Annotated in this window: 26 protein-coding genes; 15 read left to right on the forward strand and 11 right to left on the reverse strand. The window is 40.7% G+C overall.

From position 1 onward, the window contains the following. Nucleotides 1–67: 67 nt before the first annotated feature. From L4D20_RS01410 to L4D20_RS01420, 3 genes are all read left to right on the forward strand, one after another. Complete coding sequence (locus tag L4D20_RS01410) at nucleotides 68–382, forward strand: YkgJ family cysteine cluster protein (protein ID WP_428799776.1); 315 nt, start codon at nucleotides 68–70, stop codon at nucleotides 380–382. Between the two features lie 145 nt (nucleotides 383–527). Further along, nucleotides 528–1010 carry a YehS family protein gene (locus L4D20_RS01415; RefSeq protein ID WP_428799777.1) on the forward strand — a complete coding sequence of 161 codons (483 nt, stop codon included), beginning with the start codon at nucleotides 528–530 and terminating at the stop codon, nucleotides 1008–1010. Between the two features lie 162 nt (nucleotides 1011–1172). Then, nucleotides 1173–1598, forward strand: a complete 426-nt coding sequence (locus L4D20_RS01420) for a nuclear transport factor 2 family protein (protein ID WP_428799778.1) — start codon at nucleotides 1173–1175, stop codon at nucleotides 1596–1598. A 4-nt stretch (nucleotides 1599–1602) separates the two neighbouring features. On the opposite strand, the gene L4D20_RS01425 is transcribed toward L4D20_RS01420, so the two are convergent. After that, nucleotides 1603–1884 (reverse strand): hypothetical protein, encoded by a 282-nt coding sequence (locus tag L4D20_RS01425; protein WP_428799779.1) that lies wholly within the window; start codon nucleotides 1882–1884, stop codon nucleotides 1603–1605. A 146-nt stretch (nucleotides 1885–2030) separates the two neighbouring features. Here L4D20_RS01425 and L4D20_RS01430 point away from each other — a divergent pair, with 146 nt between their 5' ends. Together L4D20_RS01430 and L4D20_RS01435 are read left to right on the forward strand one after the other, a co-directional pair. Continuing rightward, nucleotides 2031–2246 (forward strand): DUF1289 domain-containing protein, encoded by a 216-nt coding sequence (locus L4D20_RS01430; protein ID WP_428799780.1) that lies wholly within the window; start codon nucleotides 2031–2033, stop codon nucleotides 2244–2246. A 365-nt stretch (nucleotides 2247–2611) separates the two neighbouring features. Then, nucleotides 2612–4354 (forward strand): Ig-like domain-containing protein, encoded by a 1743-nt coding sequence (locus L4D20_RS01435; RefSeq protein WP_428799781.1) that lies wholly within the window; start codon nucleotides 2612–2614, stop codon nucleotides 4352–4354. A 52-nt stretch (nucleotides 4355–4406) separates the two neighbouring features. On the opposite strand, the gene L4D20_RS01440 is transcribed toward L4D20_RS01435, so the two are convergent. Then, nucleotides 4407–5513 (reverse strand): mechanosensitive ion channel family protein, encoded by a 1107-nt coding sequence (locus L4D20_RS01440; RefSeq protein ID WP_428799782.1) that lies wholly within the window; start codon nucleotides 5511–5513, stop codon nucleotides 4407–4409. A gap of 221 nt (nucleotides 5514–5734) precedes the next feature. Continuing rightward, nucleotides 5735–6178: a DUF2850 domain-containing protein gene (locus L4D20_RS01445; RefSeq protein WP_428800731.1), complete on the reverse strand. Its 444-nt coding sequence runs from the start codon at nucleotides 6176–6178 to the stop codon at nucleotides 5735–5737. Nucleotides 6179–6545: 367 nt separating this feature from the next. On the opposite strand from L4D20_RS01445, the gene ppnP reads away from it, so the two are divergent. Continuing rightward, a complete protein-coding gene (gene ppnP, locus L4D20_RS01450; protein ID WP_428799783.1) occupies nucleotides 6546–6842 on the forward strand; it encodes a pyrimidine/purine nucleoside phosphorylase in 297 nt (98 codons plus the stop codon). 223 nt (nucleotides 6843–7065) lie between these two features. Continuing rightward, nucleotides 7066–7341, forward strand: a complete 276-nt coding sequence (locus L4D20_RS01455; protein ID WP_428799784.1) for a hypothetical protein — start codon at nucleotides 7066–7068, stop codon at nucleotides 7339–7341. On the opposite strand, the gene L4D20_RS01460 is transcribed toward L4D20_RS01455, so the two are convergent. After that, entirely contained in the window at nucleotides 7338–8510 is a 1173-nt protein-coding gene (locus L4D20_RS01460) for a diguanylate cyclase (protein ID WP_428799785.1), read from the reverse strand. The two genes, L4D20_RS01455 and L4D20_RS01460, sit on opposite strands and share 4 nt — an antisense overlap. A gap of 148 nt (nucleotides 8511–8658) precedes the next feature. Continuing rightward, on the reverse strand, nucleotides 8659–9822 hold the full coding sequence (locus L4D20_RS01465) for a DUF3541 domain-containing protein (protein WP_428799786.1): 1164 nt from the start codon (nucleotides 9820–9822) through the stop codon (nucleotides 8659–8661). Between the two features lie 297 nt (nucleotides 9823–10119). Between L4D20_RS01465 and L4D20_RS01470 the strand changes: the two genes are divergently transcribed. Next, nucleotides 10120–11484 (forward strand): diguanylate cyclase, encoded by a 1365-nt coding sequence (locus L4D20_RS01470; protein WP_428799787.1) that lies wholly within the window; start codon nucleotides 10120–10122, stop codon nucleotides 11482–11484. Nucleotides 11485–11535: 51 nt separating this feature from the next. On the opposite strand, the gene L4D20_RS01475 is transcribed toward L4D20_RS01470, so the two are convergent. Further along, on the reverse strand, nucleotides 11536–12054 hold the full coding sequence (locus L4D20_RS01475; protein ID WP_428799788.1) for a GNAT family N-acetyltransferase: 519 nt from the start codon (nucleotides 12052–12054) through the stop codon (nucleotides 11536–11538). A gap of 388 nt (nucleotides 12055–12442) precedes the next feature. Beyond that, complete coding sequence (locus L4D20_RS01480) at nucleotides 12443–13957, reverse strand: DUF3612 domain-containing protein (RefSeq protein ID WP_428799789.1); 1515 nt, start codon at nucleotides 13955–13957, stop codon at nucleotides 12443–12445. A gap of 246 nt (nucleotides 13958–14203) precedes the next feature. On the opposite strand from L4D20_RS01480, the gene L4D20_RS01485 reads away from it, so the two are divergent. Together L4D20_RS01485 and L4D20_RS01490 are read left to right on the forward strand one after the other, a co-directional pair. Continuing rightward, nucleotides 14204–14764 (forward strand): aldolase/citrate lyase/malate synthase family protein, encoded by a 561-nt coding sequence (locus tag L4D20_RS01485; RefSeq protein WP_428799790.1) that lies wholly within the window; start codon nucleotides 14204–14206, stop codon nucleotides 14762–14764. Nucleotides 14765–14848: 84 nt separating this feature from the next. Continuing rightward, complete coding sequence (locus L4D20_RS01490; protein WP_428799791.1) at nucleotides 14849–15382, forward strand: ATP:cob(I)alamin adenosyltransferase; 534 nt, start codon at nucleotides 14849–14851, stop codon at nucleotides 15380–15382. Nucleotides 15383–15549: 167 nt separating this feature from the next. Here L4D20_RS01490 and malK read toward each other — a convergent pair whose 3' ends face one another. After that, nucleotides 15550–16671 (reverse strand): maltose/maltodextrin ABC transporter ATP-binding protein MalK, encoded by a 1122-nt coding sequence (gene malK, locus L4D20_RS01495; protein ID WP_428799792.1) that lies wholly within the window; start codon nucleotides 16669–16671, stop codon nucleotides 15550–15552. A gap of 805 nt (nucleotides 16672–17476) precedes the next feature. Here malK and malE point away from each other — a divergent pair. From malE to malG, 3 genes are all read left to right on the forward strand, one after another. After that, nucleotides 17477–18658 carry a maltose/maltodextrin ABC transporter substrate-binding protein MalE gene (malE, locus tag L4D20_RS01500; RefSeq protein WP_428799793.1) on the forward strand — a complete coding sequence of 394 codons (1182 nt, stop codon included), beginning with the start codon at nucleotides 17477–17479 and terminating at the stop codon, nucleotides 18656–18658. A gap of 82 nt (nucleotides 18659–18740) precedes the next feature. Beyond that, nucleotides 18741–20315 carry a maltose ABC transporter permease MalF gene (malF, locus tag L4D20_RS01505; protein WP_428799794.1) on the forward strand — a complete coding sequence of 525 codons (1575 nt, stop codon included), beginning with the start codon at nucleotides 18741–18743 and terminating at the stop codon, nucleotides 20313–20315. An 11-nt stretch (nucleotides 20316–20326) separates the two neighbouring features. Beyond that, nucleotides 20327–21217, forward strand: coding sequence for a maltose ABC transporter permease MalG (gene malG, locus L4D20_RS01510; protein ID WP_428799795.1), 891 nt, complete (start codon nucleotides 20327–20329; stop codon nucleotides 21215–21217). Between the two features lie 465 nt (nucleotides 21218–21682). Here malG and L4D20_RS01515 read toward each other — a convergent pair whose 3' ends face one another. The 3 genes from L4D20_RS01515 to L4D20_RS01525 all read right to left on the reverse strand — a co-directional run bounded on the left by L4D20_RS01515 (nucleotide 21683) and on the right by L4D20_RS01525 (nucleotide 23173). Further along, nucleotides 21683–21928 (reverse strand): hypothetical protein, encoded by a 246-nt coding sequence (locus L4D20_RS01515; protein WP_428799796.1) that lies wholly within the window; start codon nucleotides 21926–21928, stop codon nucleotides 21683–21685. Nucleotides 21929–22117: 189 nt separating this feature from the next. After that, a complete protein-coding gene (locus tag L4D20_RS01520; protein WP_428799797.1) occupies nucleotides 22118–22603 on the reverse strand; it encodes an acyl-CoA thioesterase in 486 nt (161 codons plus the stop codon). 294 nt (nucleotides 22604–22897) lie between these two features. Beyond that, nucleotides 22898–23173: an FxsA family protein gene (locus L4D20_RS01525; RefSeq protein ID WP_428799798.1), complete on the reverse strand. Its 276-nt coding sequence runs from the start codon at nucleotides 23171–23173 to the stop codon at nucleotides 22898–22900. A gap of 283 nt (nucleotides 23174–23456) precedes the next feature. Between L4D20_RS01525 and hcp the strand changes: the two genes are divergently transcribed. Then, nucleotides 23457–25124: a hydroxylamine reductase gene (hcp, locus tag L4D20_RS01530; RefSeq protein ID WP_428799799.1), complete on the forward strand. Its 1668-nt coding sequence runs from the start codon at nucleotides 23457–23459 to the stop codon at nucleotides 25122–25124. Nucleotides 25125–25204: 80 nt separating this feature from the next. Further along, nucleotides 25205–26254 (forward strand): FAD-binding oxidoreductase, encoded by a 1050-nt coding sequence (locus L4D20_RS01535; RefSeq protein ID WP_428800732.1) that lies wholly within the window; start codon nucleotides 25205–25207, stop codon nucleotides 26252–26254. The last annotated feature ends 263 nt before the right edge of the window (nucleotides 26255–26517 follow it).

The following is a 26517-nucleotide window of genomic DNA, read 5'->3' on the forward strand; positions in this document are numbered from 1 at the left end:
AAAACGAACTTCGAATTAGTCGTCACTTTGGAGTACTATGCAGCAATTGAGTTAATAGTAGATACTTATGACCATACCGATTAAAAACATAATTCAGGAAGAAGATAAAGCACCAGAGATCTTATGCTCAAACTGCCAAGCGTGTTGCTGCCGTCTCGAGGTAATGATCCTTACAGATACTGGAGTTCCGGAAGAGCACATTGCTTATGATCAGTGGGGTGGTGAGACGATGCTCCGCCTTGATGACGGGTGGTGCTCTGCGGTCGACCGTGAAACGTTAATGTGCACGATTTATGAGAATCGACCTTTAATTTGTCGAGAGTTCGAAATGGGTTCATATGAGTGTCGTGACGAAAGAGATGAATTACTCCCCCCTACGTAAAATCAAATGCCTAAGAGTAGTTAGCACTTATCGATAATCAATGCTTAAAGATTTAATAGGGACGTAAAGGCAAGTCTGCTAGAATCCTCCGCTCTTCCAGTAATCGTATTGATTGCACTGGGCTTACCTAAGACTAGGAACTATTTTGACCAATAATGATATTTTGCGCCGTATTCGCTACACATTCAATTTTAAGAACAGCTCGATGATTGAGATCTTTTCTCTAGCAGACATTGAAGTGACGGAAGAGCAAGTTGTAGGTTGGTTGAAAAAGGAAGAAGACGAGTCATATATCAAGCTTGAAAATACGGATCTGTCTTCGTTTTTAAATGGTCTAATTAACTTAAAGCGTGGTAAGCGTGAAGGGGAACAGCCAAAGCCTGAAAGTAACTTAAACAATAACATGGTGTTTCAGAAGTTACGTATCGCCCTGAACTTGAAGGCGGAAGATATCATAGAGATCTTACAGCTAGTTGATTTCCGATTGAGTAAGCATGAGCTAAGCTCGTTTTTCCGTAAACCGGATAATAAGCACTATCGTGAGTGTAAAGATCAGATTCTGAGAAACTTCCTGATGGGTGTACAACGCCAACTACGTCCAGAAGACAAGAGTGAGTTCCAAGACTAATATTGCTTTTCCGGTGAGCCGTCGAGATTATTTTACCTGTTAGATGAAGGTTAGATTCTTTATTTTTGAGTCTAACCTTTTGTACCGCTCACAAATTCCCCGCGTTTAATCCACATTCCCAGTATCAGTAACTACACTCCTATTAATTAGGGAGTAGTCAGAATGTCCGAACAATTGAAAATCATAGAAACGTTAGAGAGCTACGCACAAGCTTATTGCAATAAAGATATTAGCGCATTGATGGATGTCTTCGATAAAAGTGAAAGTATCTCTGTTATTGGAACAGGGGCCGATGAACTATGTACCGGAACTGAATCGGTTAGAGGACTCTTTTTAAGAAATTTCTCTGAAGCAACAGCGACTAAGTTTGAATGGAAGTGGCGTAACGTCATCGTTAGCGATGATCATGCAGTGGTTGCTCAAACACTCGTTATTCATTTAATGGCGGATAATGAGTTATTACAAGTACCGCTAAGGTGGACAGTGACGCTTAAAAAGGCTGAACGATGGTTATGGATGCATCGTCATGCATCTACGGCAGCAGGCTCTCAAGAAGAGGGAAGTGCGTATCCGACAGTAACGAACTGAAACTCTATGAATTGACCCGACCATTTCTCACTAAAGCTCGGCGAACATTTTTGCATAACTTACCAAAGCGATCTAATTCGTCAAAACCTGGTGATATCCCTCGATTTATTTGATGCTGCCAATACGACAACTCACCATCAACCAACTCCATCAACTTTTTAGGGCAGCCCATGCAGCTGTTATCGACACCACAGACAAATGTATCAGATTGATAGAGTGGGAACTCGGCTGTCACAGCGTCGATAATTTGTTGCATGGCATCAATTCTGTTTGGCTTGTTTGTCATAATAAACTCTTCACTAGCAAGTTGGTTATTTTAGTCCCAATATCCTCAATGCCAACCCCTAAAAAGGGTTAATCAATGTGCCCTAATAGAGCGCGGATATAGACATATTTCGTCGCTACGACTAAATTTCGAGTATGGAGGGATTTATGAACAAATCAAAGCGTACAACTGGCTCAGATTTGGAGACTAATAATATAGATTCTCCCTGTATCCGGCATTGTTGTCTAAATGAAGACGATGTTTGTTTAGGTTGCTATCGAACATTGGAAGAAATACTTGCTTGGAACTCAATGACACCGATAGGCAAACAACATGTATTAACACTCTGTAAAGGCAGGAAAAAATCTTCAAATCGGCTGTAAATATATAAAAATAAAAGAATGCTACTCATATAACGATCTTGGTTCAGCTTAATGGATTGATTCTCAAGGGGTTATTTACAGTGAGTGATCTTAATTCAATTAAAACTGGTTAGTATGAGGTTTGGGTTGTGAAGCTCAACTAATCACGAATTACAAAACAGATAGTTATATCAATTCAGTGTCAACTCGATGCGATCCACATATGCATCTATTGATTTTATCCGACTCACTTATCCTTTGTTATAAATATTTATAGTCTTTTAGTTCTTATCTATTCACCCCTTTGATATCTAATTAAGTTCGGCTTTAGTATCTCCGTTATGTATTACATGAAATTAGATATAACAAAAGTGAGATATATAAAGATGAATTCGATACAAATGAAAGGTGCTGCGTTAATAGCCAGTGCAATGCTCGCATTAACGGGTTGTAACTCTTCTGATACTACCGACACAGTAAATAGCCCCAATCCACCTTCTACGCCTGCACTAACCGAACTGGAAGTTACAGTAGATGCTTCGTATCTTCTAAAAGGTACGAAACGTACAGTCATTAATCCTGGCGTTAATGTATTAGTAGCTTCTACTGGTACATTATCAGATGGCAGCAAAACTAATGTTACTCATGAAGTGCAATGGAAGCTTAATGATGAGGATGTCGCTTTACACCAAGGTACAATTCATATTCCTAACGATTCTTCTGGCGTAGTAACTATAAGTTCAAATCACGACAGTATTGAATCTAATGTCGTGTCATTGAACATTAACTCGTTTCCAATTGAATCCGTTTCAATCGTACCCAATGGACAATATCATTACCAAGGTTCAATGCAGCAATACGCTGCTTATGGGCATTATTCCGATGGAACATCTGCAGATATTACTCCTCAGGTTCATTGGGAGAGTTCAAACAACACGAGCACAGTGATTAATGAAGACGGTTTTGCCTTTTCTATAAGCTCAGGCAGTAGTGATATTGTCGCTAAAGTAGAAGGCGTTTATAGTGATCCTGTCTCTCATGTCGCTGAAGAAGAACAGGTTCAGACTGATTCAGATGTAGTTGGTGTTGTTATTTCAAATGGTCACGCGGTGATTGAAGTTGAGAATACATTTAACTATCGCGCAGTTGCAGGCTTCACTAACGGAGATCTTCGTTATGTTACAGATGAAGTAACTTGGCACAGCAGTGACTCGTTAGTTGCGAGCATTGAAGAAGGTGGTCAAGCAACAGGTATCAAATCGGGCACGACCGAAATTTCAGCATCACTTGAAGACAAAGTAAGTGACTCTGGCACTTTGATCGTTTTAGGCGATGCAATTCACGACTCGATTGCTGAGCTATTCGTGTCACCGGATAATGCGACGATTGCTGAAGGCGATAGCCGCCGATATGTGTCTCGAGTAATCTATCATGACGGCTCAACTGCCAATGTGACAGACATTGTTGGCTGGGTAAGCACTAATGAAAACGTAGCGAGCATGTCATCAAAAGGGTTTGCTACAGGGGTTAGTCAAGGCTCTACACAAGTTTATGCAACTTTGGACGGCTATGAAGGTAAACCAGTTAGCTTGTTTGTAAGTAATAGTGCTATTGACGACATTACCATTGAAATTGACACGCATAACATGCGAGTTGGCACTACAAAGCAGTTAAAAGCGTTTGCCCATAACTCAGATGGTACTTCAGAGGATATTACAGATATCGCTAGTTGGACAGCTGGTAACCCTAGCTTGTTAACAGTTACAAATGACGGATTAGCTTCTGCTCATGATGCTGGCTTTACGACCGTTTATGCCGCTCTAGATGGTGCGAGGAGTTCATCGCTACCTATGTATGTTAACGATTCCGATATCCTAGATCTTGTATTGAATCCGGGCAAACCAATTATGGAAATCGGCGCAACTGTACCCGCTAAAGTAACGGTTTTTTACTCAGATTTTAGTTCCGAAGAGGTACAGGATGGTGTGACATGGGTAAGCAACAACAGAGATGTTGTGACAGTTACAAGCTCTGGCATATTACAAGCACAAGGTACTGGGACTGCTGAGGTTACGGCAATGTTCGAACATGCCCACAGTGATCAACCTATCCAAGTAACGGTTAAGTAACACAGTGTAATATTTATATAGCCATACTCTCAGTGAGCATGGCTATTTTCACTTAACGTATATCCATGCTGTTTAAGTGAGTATCCAGCCCTGCATTTCGAGGATCAAACTGAAGCGTTTGAGTCGGGAATGCAATGTCAGCCTCATGTTTATGGACGATAGCCAATATCTGCATTAACACGTTCTGTTTAACTTCATGGTAACGAATCCAATTGACCGTTTTGGTAAATGTATACACCATTAAATCGAGTGAAGATGGACCAAACGCATTAAAGTTAACAATTAATGTTTGCTGATTATCAATATCAGGATGGTTTTGAAGCATTGATTTTATCTCAGCGACAATAAGTTCCAAGCTTTTGCTGTCTTTGTATCGAATACCAATATCTTCTTTGATGCGTCGGTTGAGCATTCGAGACGGATTTTCAACCACGATGCTGCTGAATACGGAATTTGGAACATAAAGAGGGCGTTTATCAAAAGTTCGAATTATCGTCATTCTCCAACCAATACGCTCTACCGTTCCTTCAATTTGACGATCTGGAGAGCGAACCCAATCACCTACTTTAAATGGGCGATCAAAGTAAATCATCATCCCACCGAAAAAGTTCGATAGTAAGTCTTTGGCTGCTAGACCAACAATCAAGCCACCAACACCACCAAACGTCAAAAGACCAGATAAGCTCAAGCCGAATGCTTGCATGGTCGTAAGTAGTCCTATGGTGACAAAAAATAGTCGAGCTACCTTTGCGATTGCTTGAACAGTCGTTTCATCGCGTTTCTTTTGGCTTAAAACATAATGTTCAACGTTATGTATGAATCGCAATGTAATCCAAACAAAAATACTGATGACCAAAATGAGCTTTAACGTATTCAGCCAATTTAGCTGACTATTAAAGTGATCTTGCAGTAAAACACCAAGTGAAATGGTCGCGGGCCAACACCAAATTAGGGTACTAATCGGTGTTTTTAGTGCACTTAGAGTTAAATTATCCCACTGGAAAGAAGTTTTTTCTGTGAGTGCTTCTAAACGAGTATACGAGATACGCCATGCCACCCAAGCCAGCAAACTAGCAGCAGTAATAAAGTAAATACTGTTTCCTTCACTTTGCAGTAATGCTTGAGTAAAGATCTGAATTTGAGTCAGGAATCCATCCATAGGAATATTCTATATTGGTAAATAACGGTGTTAATTATAAAGCGTTCTCAAGGTTTTAAAAATCAAACAATTAACATAAAGAGAAAATAGTGTGATTGTTTAGAAGGGGAGGAGGGAAAAGAGAGGTTTCATGTGAATGAGACTGAACAATGCTGAAAATATATGTCTCGAATTCACGTTTTAGTTAATAGTTATATTGATCACACAGGTATGGAGTTGGGCTATTTTTTACTATTAAAGTGCTCAGATAGCGCGGCTCGCCGATTTTTACCGACCCCCGCACTATCACTATCGACGGTATGCTCATAGCCCTGTTTGATAAATCGCTTTATTGGGCCGCTTGGGTGAACACGTTTAATTTGTGGGGAATTAGGCGTTCCAGACAGTTGATAGATGAATTCACCTTGACCAGTATTGAGGTTGATTTCTTTACCGTCAAAATTAAAAGTCGTGGTAATTAATCGTTTGTTGCGAAAAACACCGTCAGCGGAGAGCGTGAGAATGTCCGTATCGTATTTAGGTGAGCCAATCTCTATCCAGCTGCCATAGACATGTTCGGGATTCACGTACTCTTGGTAGCTAAAATAGGTTAGCGAACCAAACGAAATGCCCAGAATTGTTAAGACTGTGAATAGGGCACTTCTAATGAACTGCTCTCTTGTCATCATGGACTTATGTTTTTGTTTTGGGGATGTTTTTGCTGGACGTTTCCCGCGGACCACAGCCATGAGTTTTCCTATAAATATATTTGATTGAAAAGTTAGGTTGTACTATCTGTGAGGCTCAATCAAACGGTGGATGAAAAAGTATGATCTTTAGCCCAAATGAACTAGTTAAATGATAGGTCTAAAGTTAAGTTTTGTCTGAAGACATTAGCACAGATTATCAGTTTGCAACGACGTGAACAGCATAAGAATTTGATTGTTGTATTAAAACTCTCTTGAGATTAATTTCATTTTTGGTTAAAACATTAATCTAAGCAGTTAAAGGCGGTATGCCTTTATGGTATTGAATGATTATAGGGAAGTAACAATGAATACAGATACGCAAATAAACGTAAATGAGTATTTTGAAGGAAACGTTAAGTCATTGGGTTTTTCTCAACAACAAGCTCAAAGCAGTGTTGGTGTAATGGCAGTAGGTAGCTATACGTTTGGTACAGCAGCAGCAGAAAAAATGACGGTTGTTAAGGGTGGATTGACAATTAAACGTGTTGACGACAACGATTGGGTCACATTTTCTGATGGTGAGTCATTTGACGTCATTGCTGATTCGTCGTTTGATGTAAAAGTGTCAGTGCCAACTGCCTACCTATGTGAGTATTTATAGCTTATGTTTAGATGCCCAAAGAACAGATCTGTTCTTTGGGTTACTCCGCATAGAGCATAGTCATGAATAATCTGGTCATGGAAATAGATCGACTTGGCGAGAAATTTGCTAGATATCAAGGACTACCTGTTGAAAACATGAGCTAATTAACGTTGTTTAAAGCAGAGTTTACTACACTATAAGTAACGCATGTAAATATAGGACAGTTGTTAAGGAGGAGATTATGGCTGTTGTACCTAAGCATTCAGACGCTCAACGTTACGATCCAAGCAAAGAGCTAACGACTGAGCAACGGCACCGATTTACTGATGTTGCGAACAAAGCTCAGCTGCGCAGGGACCAATACGAAAAAAATCCCACTATTATTTCTGCTGCACGAGCCGCCGCTATAAAACCTGTGATTCAACCTAAGAAAGGCAAACCGAATAATGCTAGATATATAATCTGGCTAATTGTGCTCGCTGCCGTCAGCTTGTGGGCAATGTACATGGCGGGTTAAGTGTACGGCACGCTAGTTTTTTTTAGCGGTGTTATGTTACTTTGGTCATCAGTTTCTTGTTGTACTTTTTCTTTAGCAATATCATCATGATAATAGCAATACTGGTTCTTTCCTCGGTGTTTAGCTGAGTACATAGCTTTATCGGCACATCGTGTTAGCTCTTGTAAGCTTGTTGCATCTGTCGGGTATATCGCGGCTCCAACACTGACCGTTAAAGTGTTTATACGCTGTTCAGTTTTGTAATTATCAGTAAAGATCTGACAGACCCTTTCTAGTATTCCGTTTAAATCCTTGCGCGATTTTACGTCATATAGCAGAACAACAAACTCGTCTCCAGCAAAGCGAGCTATCGAGTAATCATATTTATTTGTTCGACGATCCTTAGTTCTAATGTTATTTTTCAAACGTCCTGCGAAGTGTTGTAGTACCCGGTCTCCGACATCGTGACCATAGTTGTCGTTAATCTCTTTAAAGTTATCAATATCGATAAATATAAGTGCAGTTAGTGTTCCAGCGCTTTGTGTATCTCTTAACTTATCTACTGCCCAGTTCTCAAAGCTCCACCTATTGGCAAGCCCAGTGAGTTGATCCATGTAAGCGAGATCTTCGATCCCCTCCTTGTAGAGGCTCTGGATGTAATTGACCGCTTTTGCGTAGTAATAAGATGAAACATTACAGATCAATAAAAGGGTAAACAGGCTAAGTAACAATCGATCAGTAGAGAAGTCTGTTGGAACGATGACGCTCTCAGGGAACAAGACAGAAAAGAGTACGATGAAGAAGAAAGAGCAACTAAATAGAAGACCTACTTTAAATTCATTGATGAAAGTAATAGAAGCAATTATTGGGAACAACCATAAAACACGGTTTGCTATGCTCTCACCGTAAAGGAGAAGCACTAATGCTTGTAGCAGCAGGACGCCACTTAGAATTATCTCAGAGTAATTAGACTGTGGGTGCTTTAATAAATATGAGACGTTAATAATGACAATAGATAAACAGCCAAGATTAAATAAACCAAAAAAGTAGTGGCTGTTACTCAATTGTTCTATGGCGTAATAAAACAGGAGTAAAGCAACGATTAGAGAAGAAATGAGCACGATTCTTCTCTTTCGAGATGTACGCATATTGGCCATTTCTTCTAAATGTCGTCCTACCAGCTGTGGCATTTTTTTCACTTATTCAAATTTCACAATCACTCGATTAAAGTCTAGGTGAAAAAAATAAGTTTGAAGCAAGTCTACGAATTTTGAATGTGACAGTCATCACGTATCAGGTGTTTTTATATAAGCTTCGTCCTTTATTTGCCCCGTGAATCTATTTGCTTGTTAGGCCAAAAGGAATATTGGTAAATACACTAGGGTGCTTACTTACGTATGGAGCAGTATTTGGTGATTGCCAATCAAGTAACATAATCGCGAGTACATTTCGATGTTCCCCGTAACTTAAATCAAAGTCCCCTTTAATTGAGGGAATCATTCCCTTCTCTTCAACAATGGAACCCTGAATAGCTTGACGTGTTTTTTCTACGACAGGATCGTCTTCCAATCCTGCTAGTAAAAAGGCGATGCCTACCTCTGCAATGATGTCTTCTTTGGTTCGAAGCAAGATAGTATCGATGTTTTCACGGAAGTAATCATAGACCCACTGATGATCTTTTTCTTGGATGGGCCTTTGATAGTATTGTGAGTCTGCAAAAATGATGTGTGTCATACCGTAAATTTTATTACCGTATTGTTGTGGTGATAATGCTTTATCTTTTTCATCAGGATAAACGGATTTGAATGTATCGGTAAATTTTTCTACGACATCTTGCTCATTTAACTGTCTTAACCAATAGACTTGATTGGCGAGTTGGGCTGCCCATGCTTTGATCATCTCTGGGTTGGTGACAAAGGGTTCAAAATCGTAGCGTCGTAATACCTGTCTAAGCTTTTCATCTTTTTTATGTTTTAAACCATATTCATTAGCACGAGCCATTGAGCCTAATAAATCGACGCCCAGATAAAGGTATTCAGGGTGATGGACAGTTGTCGTATAGCGACGAACGCTACGTTCATCTGTTTGCCCTTTGTATCCAGATAATCGCTTTTCTGAGTAGACCAAAATGTCTTCGGCTGTATTTACTTCTGATGAAAATTGGTTCAATCGGCTTGCCACTCTCGCCATATCACTCCATATAGCGGCTTCATATTTTTTGTGTAATGTTTGACGGTACATTCGTAAACCATAATGCCCCTCTTTAAACGCTGGAAGAGTATAGAGTTGGCTCTCATAGGTTTGCTTAATTAAGTTTGCTGAAGATTGATAGCTAACTGTGTTATCACTGGAAATACTTTCAACAACATTGACATCACTCTCCGCAGCGTAATTCACTGACGAATCCGCAGCGAATTCGGTGTTTGCTGCCCTAACCGCAAGAGAACTTGCAAGAAGTGTTATCGCTAGGGTAACTAGGTTGAATTGCTTGGTGTTGCGCATGGTGAACCTTTCCTTTGGTGATATATAACTTCAACTTATCAGCGCTATTAATTGTCGCTGTGAGCTTAATGTCAGAGTTTAGCTTGAAATGATAATTAGTGAGGCAGGTCTAATGAAACTGCATCAATCGCCGAAGAATACTACTGACGACTTTGTCATTAATGTAGATGGAATCTACGCAAATTGAGATTCGAGAGCTATCCTAAAGAAGCGCGTTTGTTAAGTGAATAATGATGGAAAGGGCAGAGGATATTGCTCCTAGTTTGGTCATCATTGCGAGTATGACTTGAGGTATTAATGAAGTCTACAGAGCACAATCGTTTTTACATAAGCACGATATTTTTCCTCTATATTGTCTCAGCCATTGCATCCATAGAGTGGATCAATCGGGGCCAGGTTGACTATTTACGCAGTGAGCATTTATCACGAGCAAAGGAGGAGTTGTTAATTGTTCGGGCTCAGCTTGAAGCGGCTATTGTGTCTGACGCATATGTTGCTAAAAGCCTATCTGCTTTGGTTACCGTTAATCCCAATATTGAAATAGAAAATTTGAAAGATATTGCTAGCTATGTTTTGCGTGAAGGGAAGCATATTCAAGTTATTGCCCTTGCTCCGGATGATGTTGTTCGTTTGGTTTACCCTGAAACGGGAAACGAAAACATAATTAATCTTGATTATAGAGACATACCTGAACAGTGGACTTCGGTAAAAAAGGCTCGTGAGATCCAGCAGGTATTTATTTCAGGTCCAGTCGATCTGATACGAGACGGGCAGGGGGTTATAGTCCGAGTTCCTATTTTTACGGACCCTCCTTACAATACGAATTACTGGGGGTGCAGTAGTGTACTCATTGATCTTGATTCTCTATTTCATGAGGTTGGTGTTGACTCATTGAATTATAAGTACAACCTAGCCATCCGAGGTGTGGATAGCAAGGGTCTCGATGGTGAGATCATTTTTGGGTCTTCAGACGTTTTTAATCAGGCATTTGAAATTCAAACAGTGTACTTCCCTTATGGGAGCTGGGTGTTAGCTGCTTCAGTTCGTGAGAATATATTAGCTCACACCCCTTGGTATCGCGTCAACATCGCTCGTCTACTCGGGTATCCTATTACTCTGCTCTTAATGCTTTCATTCTTCGTAATCTATCGCCAATACATTAATGCTTATAATCGTTCGCTTCATGATGAACTGACTTCTTTACCAAATAGACGCTACTTTATGTACACGTTAAAAAGCTTATTTCTAGATTGCTCACAAGAAGATTGCGTCGACGCTTTTGCTGTTTTGAATATTGATTTAGACAAATTTAAAATGATTAATGATCATTACGGACACGCTGCTGGTGATAAGGTTCTTGTTGCCTGTGCTGAAAGGCTAAAAAGTGTTTTGCGCTCATCTGACTTAGTTGCGCGAGTTGGGGGTGATGAGTTTCTGGTTCTTTTAACCCGAATTTCAAATACAAACGATGTAGATGTGGTCAATATTGAGCTGCAAAAAGCACTTTGCCAAACGCCTGTGATTTATGGGAAGCATCTAATTAATATTAATGTAAGTATTGGCTATGTACTGTACCTTCATGACTATCCAGATATAGATAGTATTTTAAAAGTGGCTGATGAAAGAATGTATCAGCAAAAAAGTCGTCAACTTGAGAGCTAACTCTAATCTGATTTTCGTCTATTTTGAGATGAATATGGATGCAATCAATGTCTAATATGCGATGATTTTCTGATACTCAATGCAGTGGATGAGGACTCCTTTTAATCTGGTGTAATTGGTATGAGTACGAGTTTTAACAAACCCGTTATTTGTTAGAACTCGTTGTGAAGCAATGTTATCAGTAGCGGCTAATGCGATTAAGGACTCAAGCTGAAAATAACCTTTACACAATTCAATCACCTTTCGTGAAGCGGTGGTTGCTACCCCATTTCCTATCGCATTTTTTGCGATTCTATAACCAAGGTGCGCAGTACGTTCATCTAGGTCGATACTGTGTAGATTGATTCGACCAATGATGTTACCAATATCGTCCTTAATAAGCATAGGTAGCATCTCATCTCTTTCATGAAGGTCTAAGCACTCACTAATATGTTGAGTCATACCTGATTCCGTATAAAAGCCAGTTTCACGAGGTGGAACATAGGATTCAAACCAAGACTGATTAACTCTTTCAAACTCGAGTAATGATTGATCATCTTGATGAGAGAGTAATTCTAAGTTGAGCAGCACTTAAGGATCTCGAAAGGATAAACTTCATAAAACTGTAGCACGATTTGCTAATAGTGCGGTTAGCTAGAAAACGAATGAGTTGTAAATATTCTTAATTTGCGTTCGCATTTTGCAATTAACTTGCATCTTGCAACCGCCTTATGCATTGCGTTTGCATGAAACTGGTCGTTAATTCATCGGTTTGTATGCATTTAGCACAAAATAAAAGTTGGCACACTAACTGCATTATCTATATTGACCCTTCTTAAGCCGAGGGTCACCTAGCCAACTGACGTTGTTAGTGAACCCAATTTTGTTCACAGATATATATAGCCAATCCCCACATATTTTGGGATTGGCTTTTTTCTTTTTGGGTGTCTACTCTTCTTAGCACAACACTGCTTGGATCCTAACCTTCACATTTGCTATAACAACTTGGTTTACGTGGGCATACAGCACCGCGAGAGCAAATTACTCGAGCATCTGATTCAATTCCCCTTTCAATCCAATTAATATTCAAGATTTTGGCGATGGTTGTGAACTCTTTCTTAATGTAATTTGGTATAGCGGCACTACCACCGTTTGACACACATAACGACTTCAGATCTTCCGCAATTGAGCGAGCGTCACCGCCTTGCGCATCAATGGCCGGGTTAAGATCAATACCAGCGCAGAGTACTCGATTATTTCCTGCTGGATCGGTCATATTCACCGACTCACAGCAATAGATTCTTGGCTCATCTCCAACATTTAGAATCGATATTTGTGCGGAACTGTGGTCTTTTGGTTCTGATAGTCGTCTAAAGACTGCCCAGTGCTGGCAAGGATCATTCACTTTCCGCATATTTCCCCACGGAAGCGGAATGCCATTTCCTCGATATACTGCCTTGAGTTTGTTTTGCCCATAAGCATCAAAGTAATGCCAATGAGGGTATGGAGAAACAACGGTCATACGACGCATTGCAACAGAAGGGGATACTCCCGCTTTCTGGTGAACATCGATCTCATAGCCACTGCGGTCAAGGAGCTGTCTAAAGGGTACTTTCGGGCATAGTAACGCACCAGCAAAGAAGCTAGATTCGAAATCCCGCCACGCTTGTAAGATATCCTGTGAATTTAGCTCAGAGGTGGTAGGGCTAGAGGCGTCTTCCCAAGTGTTGGTATGGCCAACCGATAGAACGCTTTTTAGCCCCTCTTTACGATGTAAAATACAGTGACCGATGTACACCGCCAAATCATATTTTAGTCGTGTAGGGTAATCTCTTAATATTTCGTTGAGATAGATAGTGCTCGGCGATTCAAAAAATGACGTGACTAACTGTTTCGCACTGACACCGAGTTCATCAACGACATCCTGCGGTGTCCGTTTGATCCATCGAACCCTTACCCCTAAGCTTTTAGCGATATCCATAAGATCTTCGATGGCGAGGTTCAGCCTCTTAAGCCCAACTTCTTCGGCAGCTCGTTCTAAATGAGGGAAATGGTTCTGATTGCTTTCCTGATGAGCTCGAATGAGAAGATGAGCGAATTGACGGCCAGTAATGCCCGTCTGAGAGAGCATTTCCGGAATAGCAATCTGCAAAATATCATTAGAGAACAGAAAACTGGGCTCGAGCGCCATGCCGCTAATGCCCCCCCGATTCCCTTTATCTGGTGTGATAGCACTTTGTTCTGGTTCGTCATCAAGAAACCATCGCGGATCTTTTTGAAAAACTTCTGCGACAACTTCTAACATATCGACGCTAGGAACACGTTTTCCACGCTCTATCATCGAGAGGTAAGAAACCGAAGGCGCGTACTCAGGATTAACACGGATACATCTCGCAGAGAGATCTTCCATGGTTAAGTGATTGCGTTTTCTCAGGTTTCTAATCTTAGTACCTAAGAAATGGGACTGGCGAACTAAGCTTTTTGATAGAGACATTTTGTAAAATTCACATTGTAAAATTTTTGTTGTGAAATTGTAGTCAAAAATTAGCTAATCTTCCAAGTAAGCAAAGTCACATATTTACAGAGAAACGAAAGTAAATTTTGAATATTTGCTCTAAATGAGATTTTACACAGTAGTAGCTATCTATTTTGCAGGAGCGATCCAATTCAGTAGTAGCAATCTATTTCAAGAGTGCAGAAATTGTTACCGAACTTAATTGGATAAACAGAGGGAAAGACTATGAATATGCTTAGATTCGATAAAAAAGAGATGAACACAAACAATAAACCATTTATCGCTGAAGCCGTCTTTGCCGTCGAGACTATCAGTGCGAAACAACAGAGTGAAAAACAAACTAAATCAAAGCAGCTGCTTGATAGTCTTTTTCCCCTACAAAATGGCTCTCATCAAGACGTAACCGCTTATATGATTGATTACAGACATATGGTTGCTTACTTCAAAGATGGTACACACAGTGGCTTACAGAGCAATAAACACTTTGTTGCCTACACAGGAGAGAAAGAAGATCCATGTTCAATTCTTTTAAAAGATGGTAATGGCAGCCATGTGGAAGTGATATTTGGTTGTCATAAAGGGACAGGGTGCGTTGAGCTGGTGGAAATAGATGATATTGAATTAGAGACCTGTACAACGTTTACTCAAGAAATGGTAGCGATGCGCCACTGGATTAGCTTGGTTCAAGGTGATGAGAAAGGGAAACCAAGAGCGTGTAGCGAAGACAAAGAGTTTAAAGCAAAAAGTGGCGAGGACTACACCTTAGAATATTGCTATAATATTTAGCTAAGCCTTTGTTTAAATATTAAAAATATTTGTTAATAAACGCTCACTTATCAGTGGGCGTTTTTGTGTGAGTAAGGGAAGCGAGTGAAACCTGTTAGCAAAAAGAACGGAGAAATCTGTTACCCATTTATCTATGAAGATAGCCCCATTTGCGACTTCGAGATCATCTCTGATGAGTTATGTAGTCGTATTGGCTTAGTGTTAACGCTTGATTTAGATGATGTTAGCCGTGACGTTTTACAACGTTTGCAGCCGAATGTTTATCATCTCAATGGATCGGCTCGTGGAAAGCTAGCGATCACAGAAGATGAACTTGAAGAGTTGTATCGGGATTATGACCTTTTGCGTTCACTGTTAGATGGTGGCTTCAAAGGCTTCGTTCTTCCTGGTGGTCATAAAATAGCGGGTGAACTTCACTTGTGTCGGACCAATGCGAAGAAAGTGGTTCGAGCTCTTGTGGCGATAGAACATGCTGGTAAGAAAAGCCCTGCACCTATTCTGTTTCGTTACGCAAACTTGATTGCGAACGTAATGTATACATTAGCTTCTTATACTAATTTCATTACTGACACTCAAGAAGTCGAGTTTGTTAGTAAAAGCTATTCGATGCCTAAGTAGAAGGTAGATTAAGTAGCTAGTGTGCCAGTAAGTAATGCTTCAGCTACTTACATTTTAGAAAGCAAAAACCCCTAGCAACCTCATTTACTTAATTAGTAAACAGAGTATTCCTAGGGGTTACATTGAGTTATTGAATTGTAATCAGTCAAAGATAGATATATATCTACTTAAGCATTCAGTTCAACACCCGCTTCTTGGTGTAAACGACGACACGCTCTGCCATCACTATGGAATAGATGACAACGATGAGCTGGAATACCTATCTCTAATTTGTCACCGACTTCAACTGGAAGTGTATCTGGTTGACGATAGTTAACATCAGCATCTGCGCCTTCCAAATTAAGATAAACTTGAGTTTCGTTACCTAATTTTTCAACGATCATTACTTCACCTTCGATGGTCGCATCACCGTCAGTTGCAGCAAGAAGATGCTCAGGACGGACACCCATTGACATGCGGTCACCTCGGTTAACCGTTGTACCATCAACTGGAATCCAGAAAGACATGCCGTTGGAAAGTTGTACTTTGACACGCTCGGCTTCAACTTCGTCAATAAAGACGCTCATGAAGTTCATCTTTGGAGAGCCAATGAAGCCCGCAACAAAGCGGTTCTGTGGGTAATGGTATAGCTCTAGAGGCTTACCGACCTGAGAGACAAAGCCATCATCTAATACCACAATTTTATCAGCCATAGTCATCGCTTCAACTTGATCGTGAGTTACGTAGATCATGGTGCAACCGAGTTTGCGTTGTAACTTGGTAATTTCAGAGCGCATCTGTACTCGAAGTGCGGCATCCAAGTTTGAAAGTGGTTCATCCAGTAAAAAGACATTTGGTTGAGAAACAAGAGTTCGGCCAATGGCAACACGCTGACGCTGACCACCAGAAAGAGCTTTAGGCTGGCGTTCAAGAAGATGAGTAAGCTGTAAAATATCGGCAGCGTGAGCAACACGCTTGTTGACTTCTTCTTTATCTGCTTTGGCTAGCTTTAGACCAAACGACATATTGTCAAATAGGTTTAAGTGAGGATATAGCGCGTAAGATTGAAACACCATACCAACACCACGTTTGGATGGTTCGATGTCGTTCATTCGCTCATTACCAATGTACAGATCACCAGAAGTGATGTCTTCTAGACCGGCAATACAACGAAGAAGAGTTGACTTACCGCAACCAGATGGACCGACGAATACAACAAATTCGCCCTCGTGTATCTCTAGATCAACATTTTTAGAAATCAAAACATCGCCATACGCTTTACTAACATTTTTTAACGTGACATTCGTCATCTAGCTCGTCCTCGATCAATCATATTTATTCGTTACTGCCTAGTCATGTAGGAATATTGGCAGTAATTATTGTAATTTGTTGGATGGAATACTTAACCGTCTGATTCCATTTCCTTGAAACCTATTTACATTGAAGCCTATGTACCTTGAAGTAAAGTCGGCACTAGGGCAAGAAAAAGGGGTGAGAGCACTTCTTTATTGAATCGAAGCATACTAACACCCATCAAAGCCAATATTTGGTTTCCATCCCCCGTTAATATTTGATGTTTCCCCCAAATTATTCATCAATTGCTATTGCTAGTTCTCAGCAAGTAGAGCAAGAGATAAACATAGAAAACAAAACGCAAACATCTTTTTAATAACTGGAAACCAAATCGGCATTGTAAACCAGAGCTATATTCCGCCATTAACCTTGAGGCAAATAGAGCATTAGTCTCTGGAAAGGGTTCCTACCATCCACTCTTGGATGACTTAAGTGTCGTATTTAATGCCATTTGATACATCCTCCTAGATGAAAATTGTCTAGGGGGAGTAGAAAAGGAGGAGGCTGAAGGGGAGGAGAAACCTATAGAGCGATCAAGCTCAAAGAAATATGCCACTCATGAGTGAGAACTGTCACATAAAGTACCTATTTTGTGACGGCGTACGACATAGTGAAATGCTAAGGATCACGAAAATGCGCCATAATAGCAAGGGCGTAGGGAGTGGGAGGATGAGCTAGCTTGTTTTTTCTAACATTATGTATGTCGAAATACGGCAAACCTCTTGGTAAGCCCTACAACACAAAAATAAAAAGGATATAGACATGAAAAATGCCCTAAGCACTGTAGCGCTAAGTACATTAGTTGCTCTTGGCTCTTTTGGTGCAAACGCTGCTATCGATGAAGGTCAACTTACTATCTGGATTAACGGCGATAAAGGTTATAACGGACTTGCTGAAGTAGGTAAGATGTTTGAAGAAGAGACGGGCATTAAAGTGACCGTTGCTCACCCAGATGGTTTGCAAGACCGCTTTCCTCAAGTAGCTGCAACAGGCGATGGCCCTGATATCGTGTTTTGGGCACATGACCGATTTGGTGGTTATGCGGAATCTGGTCTATTGACAGAAGTTAACCCTTCAAAAGAAATTAAAGACGGCATCGTTGATTTTGCATGGGATGCGGTTAAATACAACGGTAAGCTCATTGGTTACCCAGTAGCAATTGAATCACTTTCTCTTATCTACAATAAAGATTTAGTACCAAACCCACCAAAAACATGGGAAGAAGTTGAAGCTCTGAACGCTAAATTAGCGAAAGATGGCAAAACTGCGATCATGTGGAACCTAAAAGAACCATACTTCACATGGCCTTTAATGGCTGCTGATGGTGGTTATGCATTTAAATACGGCGCTGAAGGCTACAACGTAAAAGATGCAGGTATTGCTGTTGATGGCGTGAAAGACTCCATGAATTTTGTAAAAGGTCTAGTCGATAAAGGTGTTATTTCACCAGATATGGACTACTCAGTTTCAGAGTCTGCCTTTAACCAAGGTAAAACTGCAATGACGATCAATGGCCCTTGGGCTTGGGGTAACATTGAAACATCAGGCATTAACTACGGTGTTACAACGCTACCTAAATTTAACGGTCAGTCTTCTAAGCCATTCGTTGGCGTACTAACTGCGGGTATTAGCACGGCTTCACCAAATAAAGATCTAGCGGTTGAGTTTATCGAAAACTACCTACTGACTAACGATGGTCTACGTAAAGTTAACGATGATAAGCCACTAGGCGCCGTTGCACTAAATTCATTCCAACGCGAGCTTGATTCGGACAAACGTATTGCAGCGACAATGGACAATGCAATGAATGGCGAAATTATGCCAAACATCCCACAAATGAACGGATTCTGGGAAGGCGCGAAGAACGCAATCATCAATATTGTTGATGGTCGTCAAACTGTTGATGAAGCATTAGCAGATGCTGAAAAGCAGATGACACGATAACAAGCAACACCATTTTAAGGAGAGGGTAACCTCTCCTTCTTTTCTATTTTTATATCTATATCTATCGTTAGTAGGTTCCTCTATGCAGTCAGTTCAAGGTACAGATGCTATGACATCAGCAACAACGAATTTGCCGACAAGCAAGAGTGTATTCATCAAATGGGCACTTTTAGGTTCACTCGGTCTCGTTAATGGTTATGCCACCATTTTAATGTACTCTCGTGGTGAAACCGCGTTCGCACTTTTAACCGTCATTCTCACAGCATTAGCACTGTATATTTTTGGTAGCAAAAAAACTTACGCTCATCGCTATATCTACCCAGGCATTGCTGGGATGATCCTCTTTATTATCTTCCCTTTGGTGTACACCGTAGGGCTCGCGTTTACTAACTACAGCGCAAAAAACCAACTCTCTTTTGATCGCGCCCAAAGTGTTCTATTAGATAGAACTTATCAAAGTGGAGAGAGCTATCCATTTACTCTATATAGCACCGATAATGGTCACCGAATTGCGATAAAAAAAGGTGAGCAGCTATTAGCAACCGATAGTTTTGATCTTGCTACTCTCTCGATCACTGATATGGATTTGTCTGTCGTTGATTCAGTGACTGGTGACAAAGAAAAAATCAAAACCATTATTCAAAATCGAAGCAAGCTTAACGGAGTCGATTTACATCTACCAACGGGTGAAGATATCCGCATGAGCGGGCTGAGAAAGTTTGCCGCTGTTGTTCCTGTTTATACTCTGCAAGAAGATGGTGAATCATTATTAAATAATGAAACGGGCGACATACTTCGCGCTAATATGGAAGTCGGTTTCTATCAACCGGTTGACGAAGCCGGTGAGTTTACAGGCTCAACCGTATCACCAGGGTTTATCGTAGGCATTGGCACACACAACTTCGAACGAGTTTGGAAAGATGACGGAATTAAAGAACCATTTATCAGTATTTTTATCTGGACGGTTCTGTTTTCGGTAGTTTCGGTCATTGCAACCCTAGTCATTGGCTTGGTTCTCGCGAGTATTGTTCAGTGGGAAGCCCTAAAGGGACGCGCTATTTATCGCGTGCTACTTATCTTGCCTTACGCTGTACCAGCTTTTATCTCTATCTTGATCTTTAAAGGTTTGTTTAACCAAAGCTTTGGTGAGATCAATATGGTCTTACAATCGATATTTGGTATCAGCCCTGCGTGGTTCTCTGACCCATTCTTAGCGAAATCGATGGTGCTGATTGTGAATACGTGGTTAGGCTTTCCATACATGATGATTCTATGTATGGGACTACTGAAGGCGATTCCAGAAGATCTTTATGAAGCGTCGGCGATTGATGGTGCGAATTTTATTCATAACTTCACCAAAGTAACGCTGCCATTGATGATTAAACCATTAACACCGCTTCTAATTGCAGCTTTCGCGTTTAACTTCAATAACTTTGTAATGATTCAGCTGTTAACTCAAGGTGGTCCAAACATGATTGGCACTTCTGAGCCAGCAGGTTACACCGATCTATTAGTGAGCTACACCTACCGAATCGCATTTGAAGGCGCTGGTGGCCAAGACTTCGGCTTAGCAAGTGCAATCGCAACGTTGATTTTCCTACTTGTTGGTGGACTCGCACTACTCAACTTACGCTTTACTAAGCTATCTCAAGATTAAGGATATTTATAATGGCAATGGTACAAGGTAAATCCTTAAAATATCGTGTTTGGGCGACGCATATCGCACTGTGGCTATTCTTAGCGATGATCATATTTCCACTGTTAATGGTGATTGCAATTTCGTTCCGTGAAGGCAACTTCGCAACGGGTAGCTTGATCCCTGAGAATCCATCGCTTGAACATTGGAAGTTAGCGTTAGGCTTTACAGTCACTCATGCAGATGGCTCTGTAACACCACCTCCTTTTCCTGTTTTAACGTGGTTATGGAACTCTATCAAAGTGGCGGGAATCACCTCTATTCTAATAGTGGCGCTTTCAACTACATCGGCCTATGCATTTGCGAGAATGCGTTTCAAAGGCAAGAACACCATCTTGAAAGCGATGATGATCTTCCAGATGTTCCCTGCGGTACTGGCATTGGTGGCGATTTATGCGCTGTTTGACAAGCTTGGGCAATACATCCCATTCCTTGGCTTAAATACTCACGGCGGTTTGATCTTCTCTTACTTAGGCGGCATTGCCTTGCATGTGTGGACCATTAAAGGCTACTTTGAGTCTATTGATAATTCGCTAGAAGAAGCGGCGGCACTCGATGGTGCAACACCGTGGCAGGCGTTTAGACTGGTATTATTGCCATTGTCAGTGCCAATTCTAGCAGTGGTGTTTATTTTGTCGTTTATTATGGTGGTCGGTGAGGTTCCTGTAGCATCTTTACTACTTTCTGATGTAAACTCGTACACACTAGCGGTTGGAATGCAGCAGTACTTGTACCCTCAGAACTATCTATGGGGTGACTTTGCAGCAGCAGCGGTACTCTCTGCATTACCTATCACTATCGTATTTTTGCTTGCGCAGCGTTGGCTTGTCGGAGGACTTACAGCCGGCGGTGTGAAAGGATAATAACGATAAGGGCGACCCTAGGGTCGCCCATTTGTTCGAAGCTTAACACTTTCAGGTTTGGCCGCCGATCCGTTAAGTCTAAGAGCAGTTCTGGCGTTACGCATAGCTGGCTGTTAGCTTGATTCCTTACTAAAATTTTACTAACAGTTTTTGTAACCAAAACCCGAGCATTGCTTGGGTTTTTTTATATCTAATGCTTGAGTAGGGCTTTAGATACGTAGATTCACTTATACCAAAGTTACTTGGCTAACCAGATCCTAGTTTAATTAGAAAAAGTAAATTAGAGACTAAATGGAACTGTAATTAGAGTGAATGGTAACAACAGGAATGAGTATAGAGTGTTGTAACAAACAGAACAGCCTTCGGATAGGAGCATGCGAGTGATCATCAAAATGAATATGTAATGAAGGGTTGAGTTACATATGAGTGTGATTGAGTCGGTATTTCGGGATAATCGATTTAAGTTTATAGCTCCCGGTTGGAAGGAGCACAGCCAAGGTATTGCAAAAGAACGTAGATACTTTCTTGCTTTAAAGCAACTTTTCGAAACAGATCGGCAAAAGTGTCATCACCACCAAAACAGGTTTGAATGTAATGGTTGATTTCAGAATCGTTATAGCCTCCAACGTACATAGTACGGACCCATTGATACTCAACCGCTTTAAGGTTGTTAATTGTGGCTTCACTTAATGTGGTTTTTCCAAGTTTCAAGTAGTTATCCTTTAAATCGCGAGCTCGACATTGATAGCGAATTAAAGCAAACCTAGATGAAAGAAAAATGACAGATAGGGTTATTGACACAAAATTGAAAAATAAAAACCCAAGTTATCAAGATAATGAAGTGCTTGGGCTTTCTAGTGTTCGGTTTTAGCTTATCTATTACAATAAATAATGAAAAGGCTACTTTAAATACTTAACGTGAGCTTCCATCTCTTCGCCAATCTCTTTTCGCATATTGATCAGTCGAAGTGCAGAATCACGCAAGTGGATGTCTTCTTCCGTTGTTGGAATCCATTCTGGGACCTGAGTTGAGTTCCCATTTTCGTCGACCGCTACCATGATCACAATACAATGGGTCGTAAGGCGGTTATTAAGCTCTTTGGGATCGCTCGCTTGAACGTCAATGGCGATATGCATAGAACTTCTGCCGGTGTATATTACCTTAGCGCTAACTTCAACTAGGTTCCCAACATGAATCGGTGCAACAAAACGAATCCCGCCAGCGTACGCCGTAATACAATATTTACCGCTCCATGCAGCAGAACATGCGTAGGCGGCTAAATCGATCCATTTCATGGCCGCACCCCCGTGGACTTTACCACCAAAATTTACATCACTCGGTTCAGCTAAAAATCGCAATGTTATTTCTCTTTTTCCACTGCTCATACTTCAATCCTTTATTGTTATATGTCTACTAACATTCAATACACCCATTTAGGCGCTTAAAAGTTAACAAACTGTAACATATTCATGGCCACCTGGCTGTTAGGTTTAATGTTGTGCTTAAGGTAAAGCGTAGTTTATTTGAGGGGTTTAGGGATAATCGATGAAACAGAGAAAATTCTAGAGAGCTTAAGAGGGAAGAAAAGAGCCTACCTTTTATTACGTCCTATTCAGTAAAAACGTAGCGAAGTTAGGCTCATTTCAGGGGGAACTGTTTTAGTGTGAATACTAAAAGCGTTATGCGTTTTTGTTTACTTCTTCATATTCGCCATCAATCGTATTGGTATTGTTGTTTACAGTTGATTGGCTATTCATATTTGAATGGGCGTTGGCGTATTGAGTCTGGCCATCAAAACTGAAAGTACGATTATTCATTTGATTCTGCATCTGCTTCTGAAGGCGTTTACCTGTGATCAGTGCAACGATAGTTAATGGAATAGCCATCACCAATGCAAACACTAGAGTGAAAAAACCTGTGATTAATGCCAGCGTGCTTACTATCAATCTATTCATTTATATTTACCTCTTACGTGATTTAAGCATTCTAATGGATAGTAGATGAATGAAAGATGAACGATTAAAGTAAGTCAATGTGACCTTATTGGGTTTATATTATATGTGGATGTATTGAGTCATATTGACATTGTTATATATGGGGTCTTTCGTAAGTTGTTGTTTTTATACTAATTGTAAGGTTGGCATGTATCGTGCTCTATAGGGCTAGCGCTAAAGAAAGAAAAATAATAGCGATAATCAAATTGAGCAAGTACGCAATATAACAACACTGGAGCCTTAAATGTTCTGTATTCAATGTGAACAAACAATTCAAACCCCTGTTTCTAAAGGGTGTTCTTACACTCAGGGTATGTGTGGTAAAACGTCTGAAGTTTCAGACCTGCAAGATGTATTAGTACACTCACTTCAAGGTGTCTCTTTCTGGGCTGATTTGGGTCGCGCTTGTGGTGTGATTGACACTGAGATTGATGAGTGGGCGCCAAGAGCCTTCTTCGCAACATTAACCAATGTGAACTTTGACCCTGAACGAATTGTTGAATTTGCACAGCAATCTCAAGCGTATAAAAAGCGCTTAGAACAAAAAGTACAAGCAGCTTCAATCGCGACTGGCTTTATCATTCCAGAGCTATCGGTAGCGGCCAAATTTAACTTACCTGAAGATGTTGAGTCTTTACTGGCATTAGCCCCGATGGCTGCGGTTAACCGTGGTCACGATTCTCAACATGAAGATGTGATTGGGTTACGTCTGTTGTGTCTTTACGGATTAAAAGGCGCTGCTGCTTATATGGAGCACGCGCTTGTTCTTGGTCAAACGGATACCGAGATCCAAGCCGAATACCATGAAATTATGGCACTTCTAGGGACTGATCCAACAGACCTACAATTGCTTTTAGATACATCAATGAAAATTGGTTTGATGAACTACAAAGTAATGGAGATGCTTGATAAAGGCGAAACCCAAACTTTTGGACATCCAGAACCAACAAGCGTGAATGTAAAAACCATTAAAGGTCACTGTATCTTAGTTTCTGGTCATGACCTTCATGATCTTGAAAAGATCCTTCAACAAACTGAAGGTAAGGGTATTAACGTTTATACCAATGGTGAAATGTTACCGGCACACGGCTACCCAGAATTGAAAAAATACCCTCACTTAGTGGGTAACTATGGCAGTGCATGGCAGAATCAACAGAAAGAATTTGCTAACTTCCCTGGCGCGATTGTGATGACATCTAACTGTCTTCTTAACCCAGATGTTGGTCAATACCGAGATCGCCTATTCACGCGTAGTATCGTAGGTTGGCCGGGTGTCGCACACGTTGAAGGGGATGATTTTTCACAAGTTATCGATTGTGCTCTAGCGCAACCAGGCTTTACTCAAAACGAGATTGAACAGAACATCACTGTTGGCTTTGGTCGTAATGCACTTATGGCTGCTGCTCCTGCGGTTATTGAGCAAGTTAAAGAGGGCAATATTAAACACTTCTTCCTTGTTGGTGGTTGTGACGGTGATAAGTCAGAGCGTAGTTACTACACTGACTTCACGAGCCAAGCGCCAGATGACACGCTGATCCTTACACTTGCATGTGGTAAATTCCGTTTTAATAAAAACCAATTCGGTGACATCAACGGTATTCCTCGTCTTCTCGATGTAGGCCAATGTAATGATGCGTACTCTGCAATTCAGTTGGCGTTAGCGCTAGCGGATGAGTTTGACTGTGGCATTAATGAACTGCCATTGACGCTTGTTCTTTCTTGGTTCGAGCAAAAAGCGATTGTTATTCTATTAACTCTGTTTGCTCTAGGTGTAAAAGGTATCTATACGGGTCCAACAGCGCCTGCATTCCTGACAGAAAATCTATTGAAGATCATTCAAGATCAGTTCGATATGCGTTCTATTTCTACAGCAGAAGAAGATCTAGCAACTATTTTAGAAGTTAACTCTTAGTCTTTGATTTAATGGAAGCCTCAGTTCGCTGAGGCTTTTTAGTATGTGTCCAATCGTTTATAAAAGTGAGTACTAAGAGTATGCAGGCTTGGTCAAATAATGGGTCAATCGAACTTATCTGTTTAAAGAAATGGCAAGAAACTCCTGATACGGTCAGCCTCGAGTTGGGTAGTCGAAGCTCAGAGTTAACCTTTGATTTCAAACCGGGACAATTTATTACGCTCGGTGTGAATATGCCTGATAAGCGAGATTACCGTGCTTATTCAGTAAGCTCTATCCCTGGTGATAATTCGTTAAAGCTGACGGTTAAACGTGTTGAAGGAGGCTTAGTCTCTAACTATATCGTCGATCATTTAGATGAAGGGGATGAAGTCGACGTCTTAAAACCAGCTGGAAAATTTAATAATGTAGACTGTTTGCCAACAAGTTCGAATAAAGTGACGTTGGTGAGCGCAGGGTGCGGAATCACACCCGTCACAGCAATGGCACAAGACTGGCTTTCAACCAATGGCGATATCGAGATAGATTTTATCCATATGGCCCGTAACAAAGAGCAGGCTATCTATTATCATCAGCTTGTCGAGTTAGATAAGCAGCATCCAAATTTCAATTTTAAACTATTGCTTAAAGACAATAGCGATACGCCTTTTCCACAAGGGCGTTTAGATAAAGAGTGGTTACTTACTTTAAGCCCTGAAATCAAACAAAGTACCGTCTATTTATGTGGCCCAGTAGGCTTTATGAAAGATGTTGAACGCTACCTTGGACAGATTGAATTCGATATGTCTAAGTTTCATCAAGAGAGCTTCACTCCCGAATTTGAATCAGCGACACCTTTAGATTCTGCAATAGCGGAAAGCAATGCGTCAGTAAAAGTTATGGTGCCAAGTTTTGGTGTTGAACTAGAAGCAGATAAGAACAGTACCCTAATTGACGCTTTAGAAAAAGGTGGAGTCCCTGTAATAGCGGCCTGCCGAAGTGGTATTTGCGGATCATGTAAATGTAAGGTGACCAAAGGAAGCGTGACCTTAACGAGTACTGAAACACTTAGTGAACAAGACCTAGCCGAAGGGTTTGTGTTGGCGTGTTCGAGTAAAATTGATGGTGATGTAGAAGTTGCATTGAATTAGCAGGTTGTTGTTCACTATCAACCCGATAGTCCGCATCTTCTAGTATTAAAGAGTTTTCAAGGAGTCAGAATATTCTGTTCTGACTCCGTTTCCTTCAACTCGTTACAGCCAGCCCTTTTATACTTGAAGGAATTAATCACGAGTATTAACGCGCTTTATAATCAATTAAATACCTCAATCCCACCTCTACCCATTCCCAATGGCTCTTGTAAAGCAGCCATAACTAAAAACGACGACATTTAAGCATGACCAATGTGTAGATT

The sequence above is a fragment of the Vibrio kyushuensis genome (assembly GCF_050337325.1).
Taxonomy (GTDB): domain Bacteria; phylum Pseudomonadota; class Gammaproteobacteria; order Enterobacterales; family Vibrionaceae; genus Vibrio; species Vibrio kyushuensis.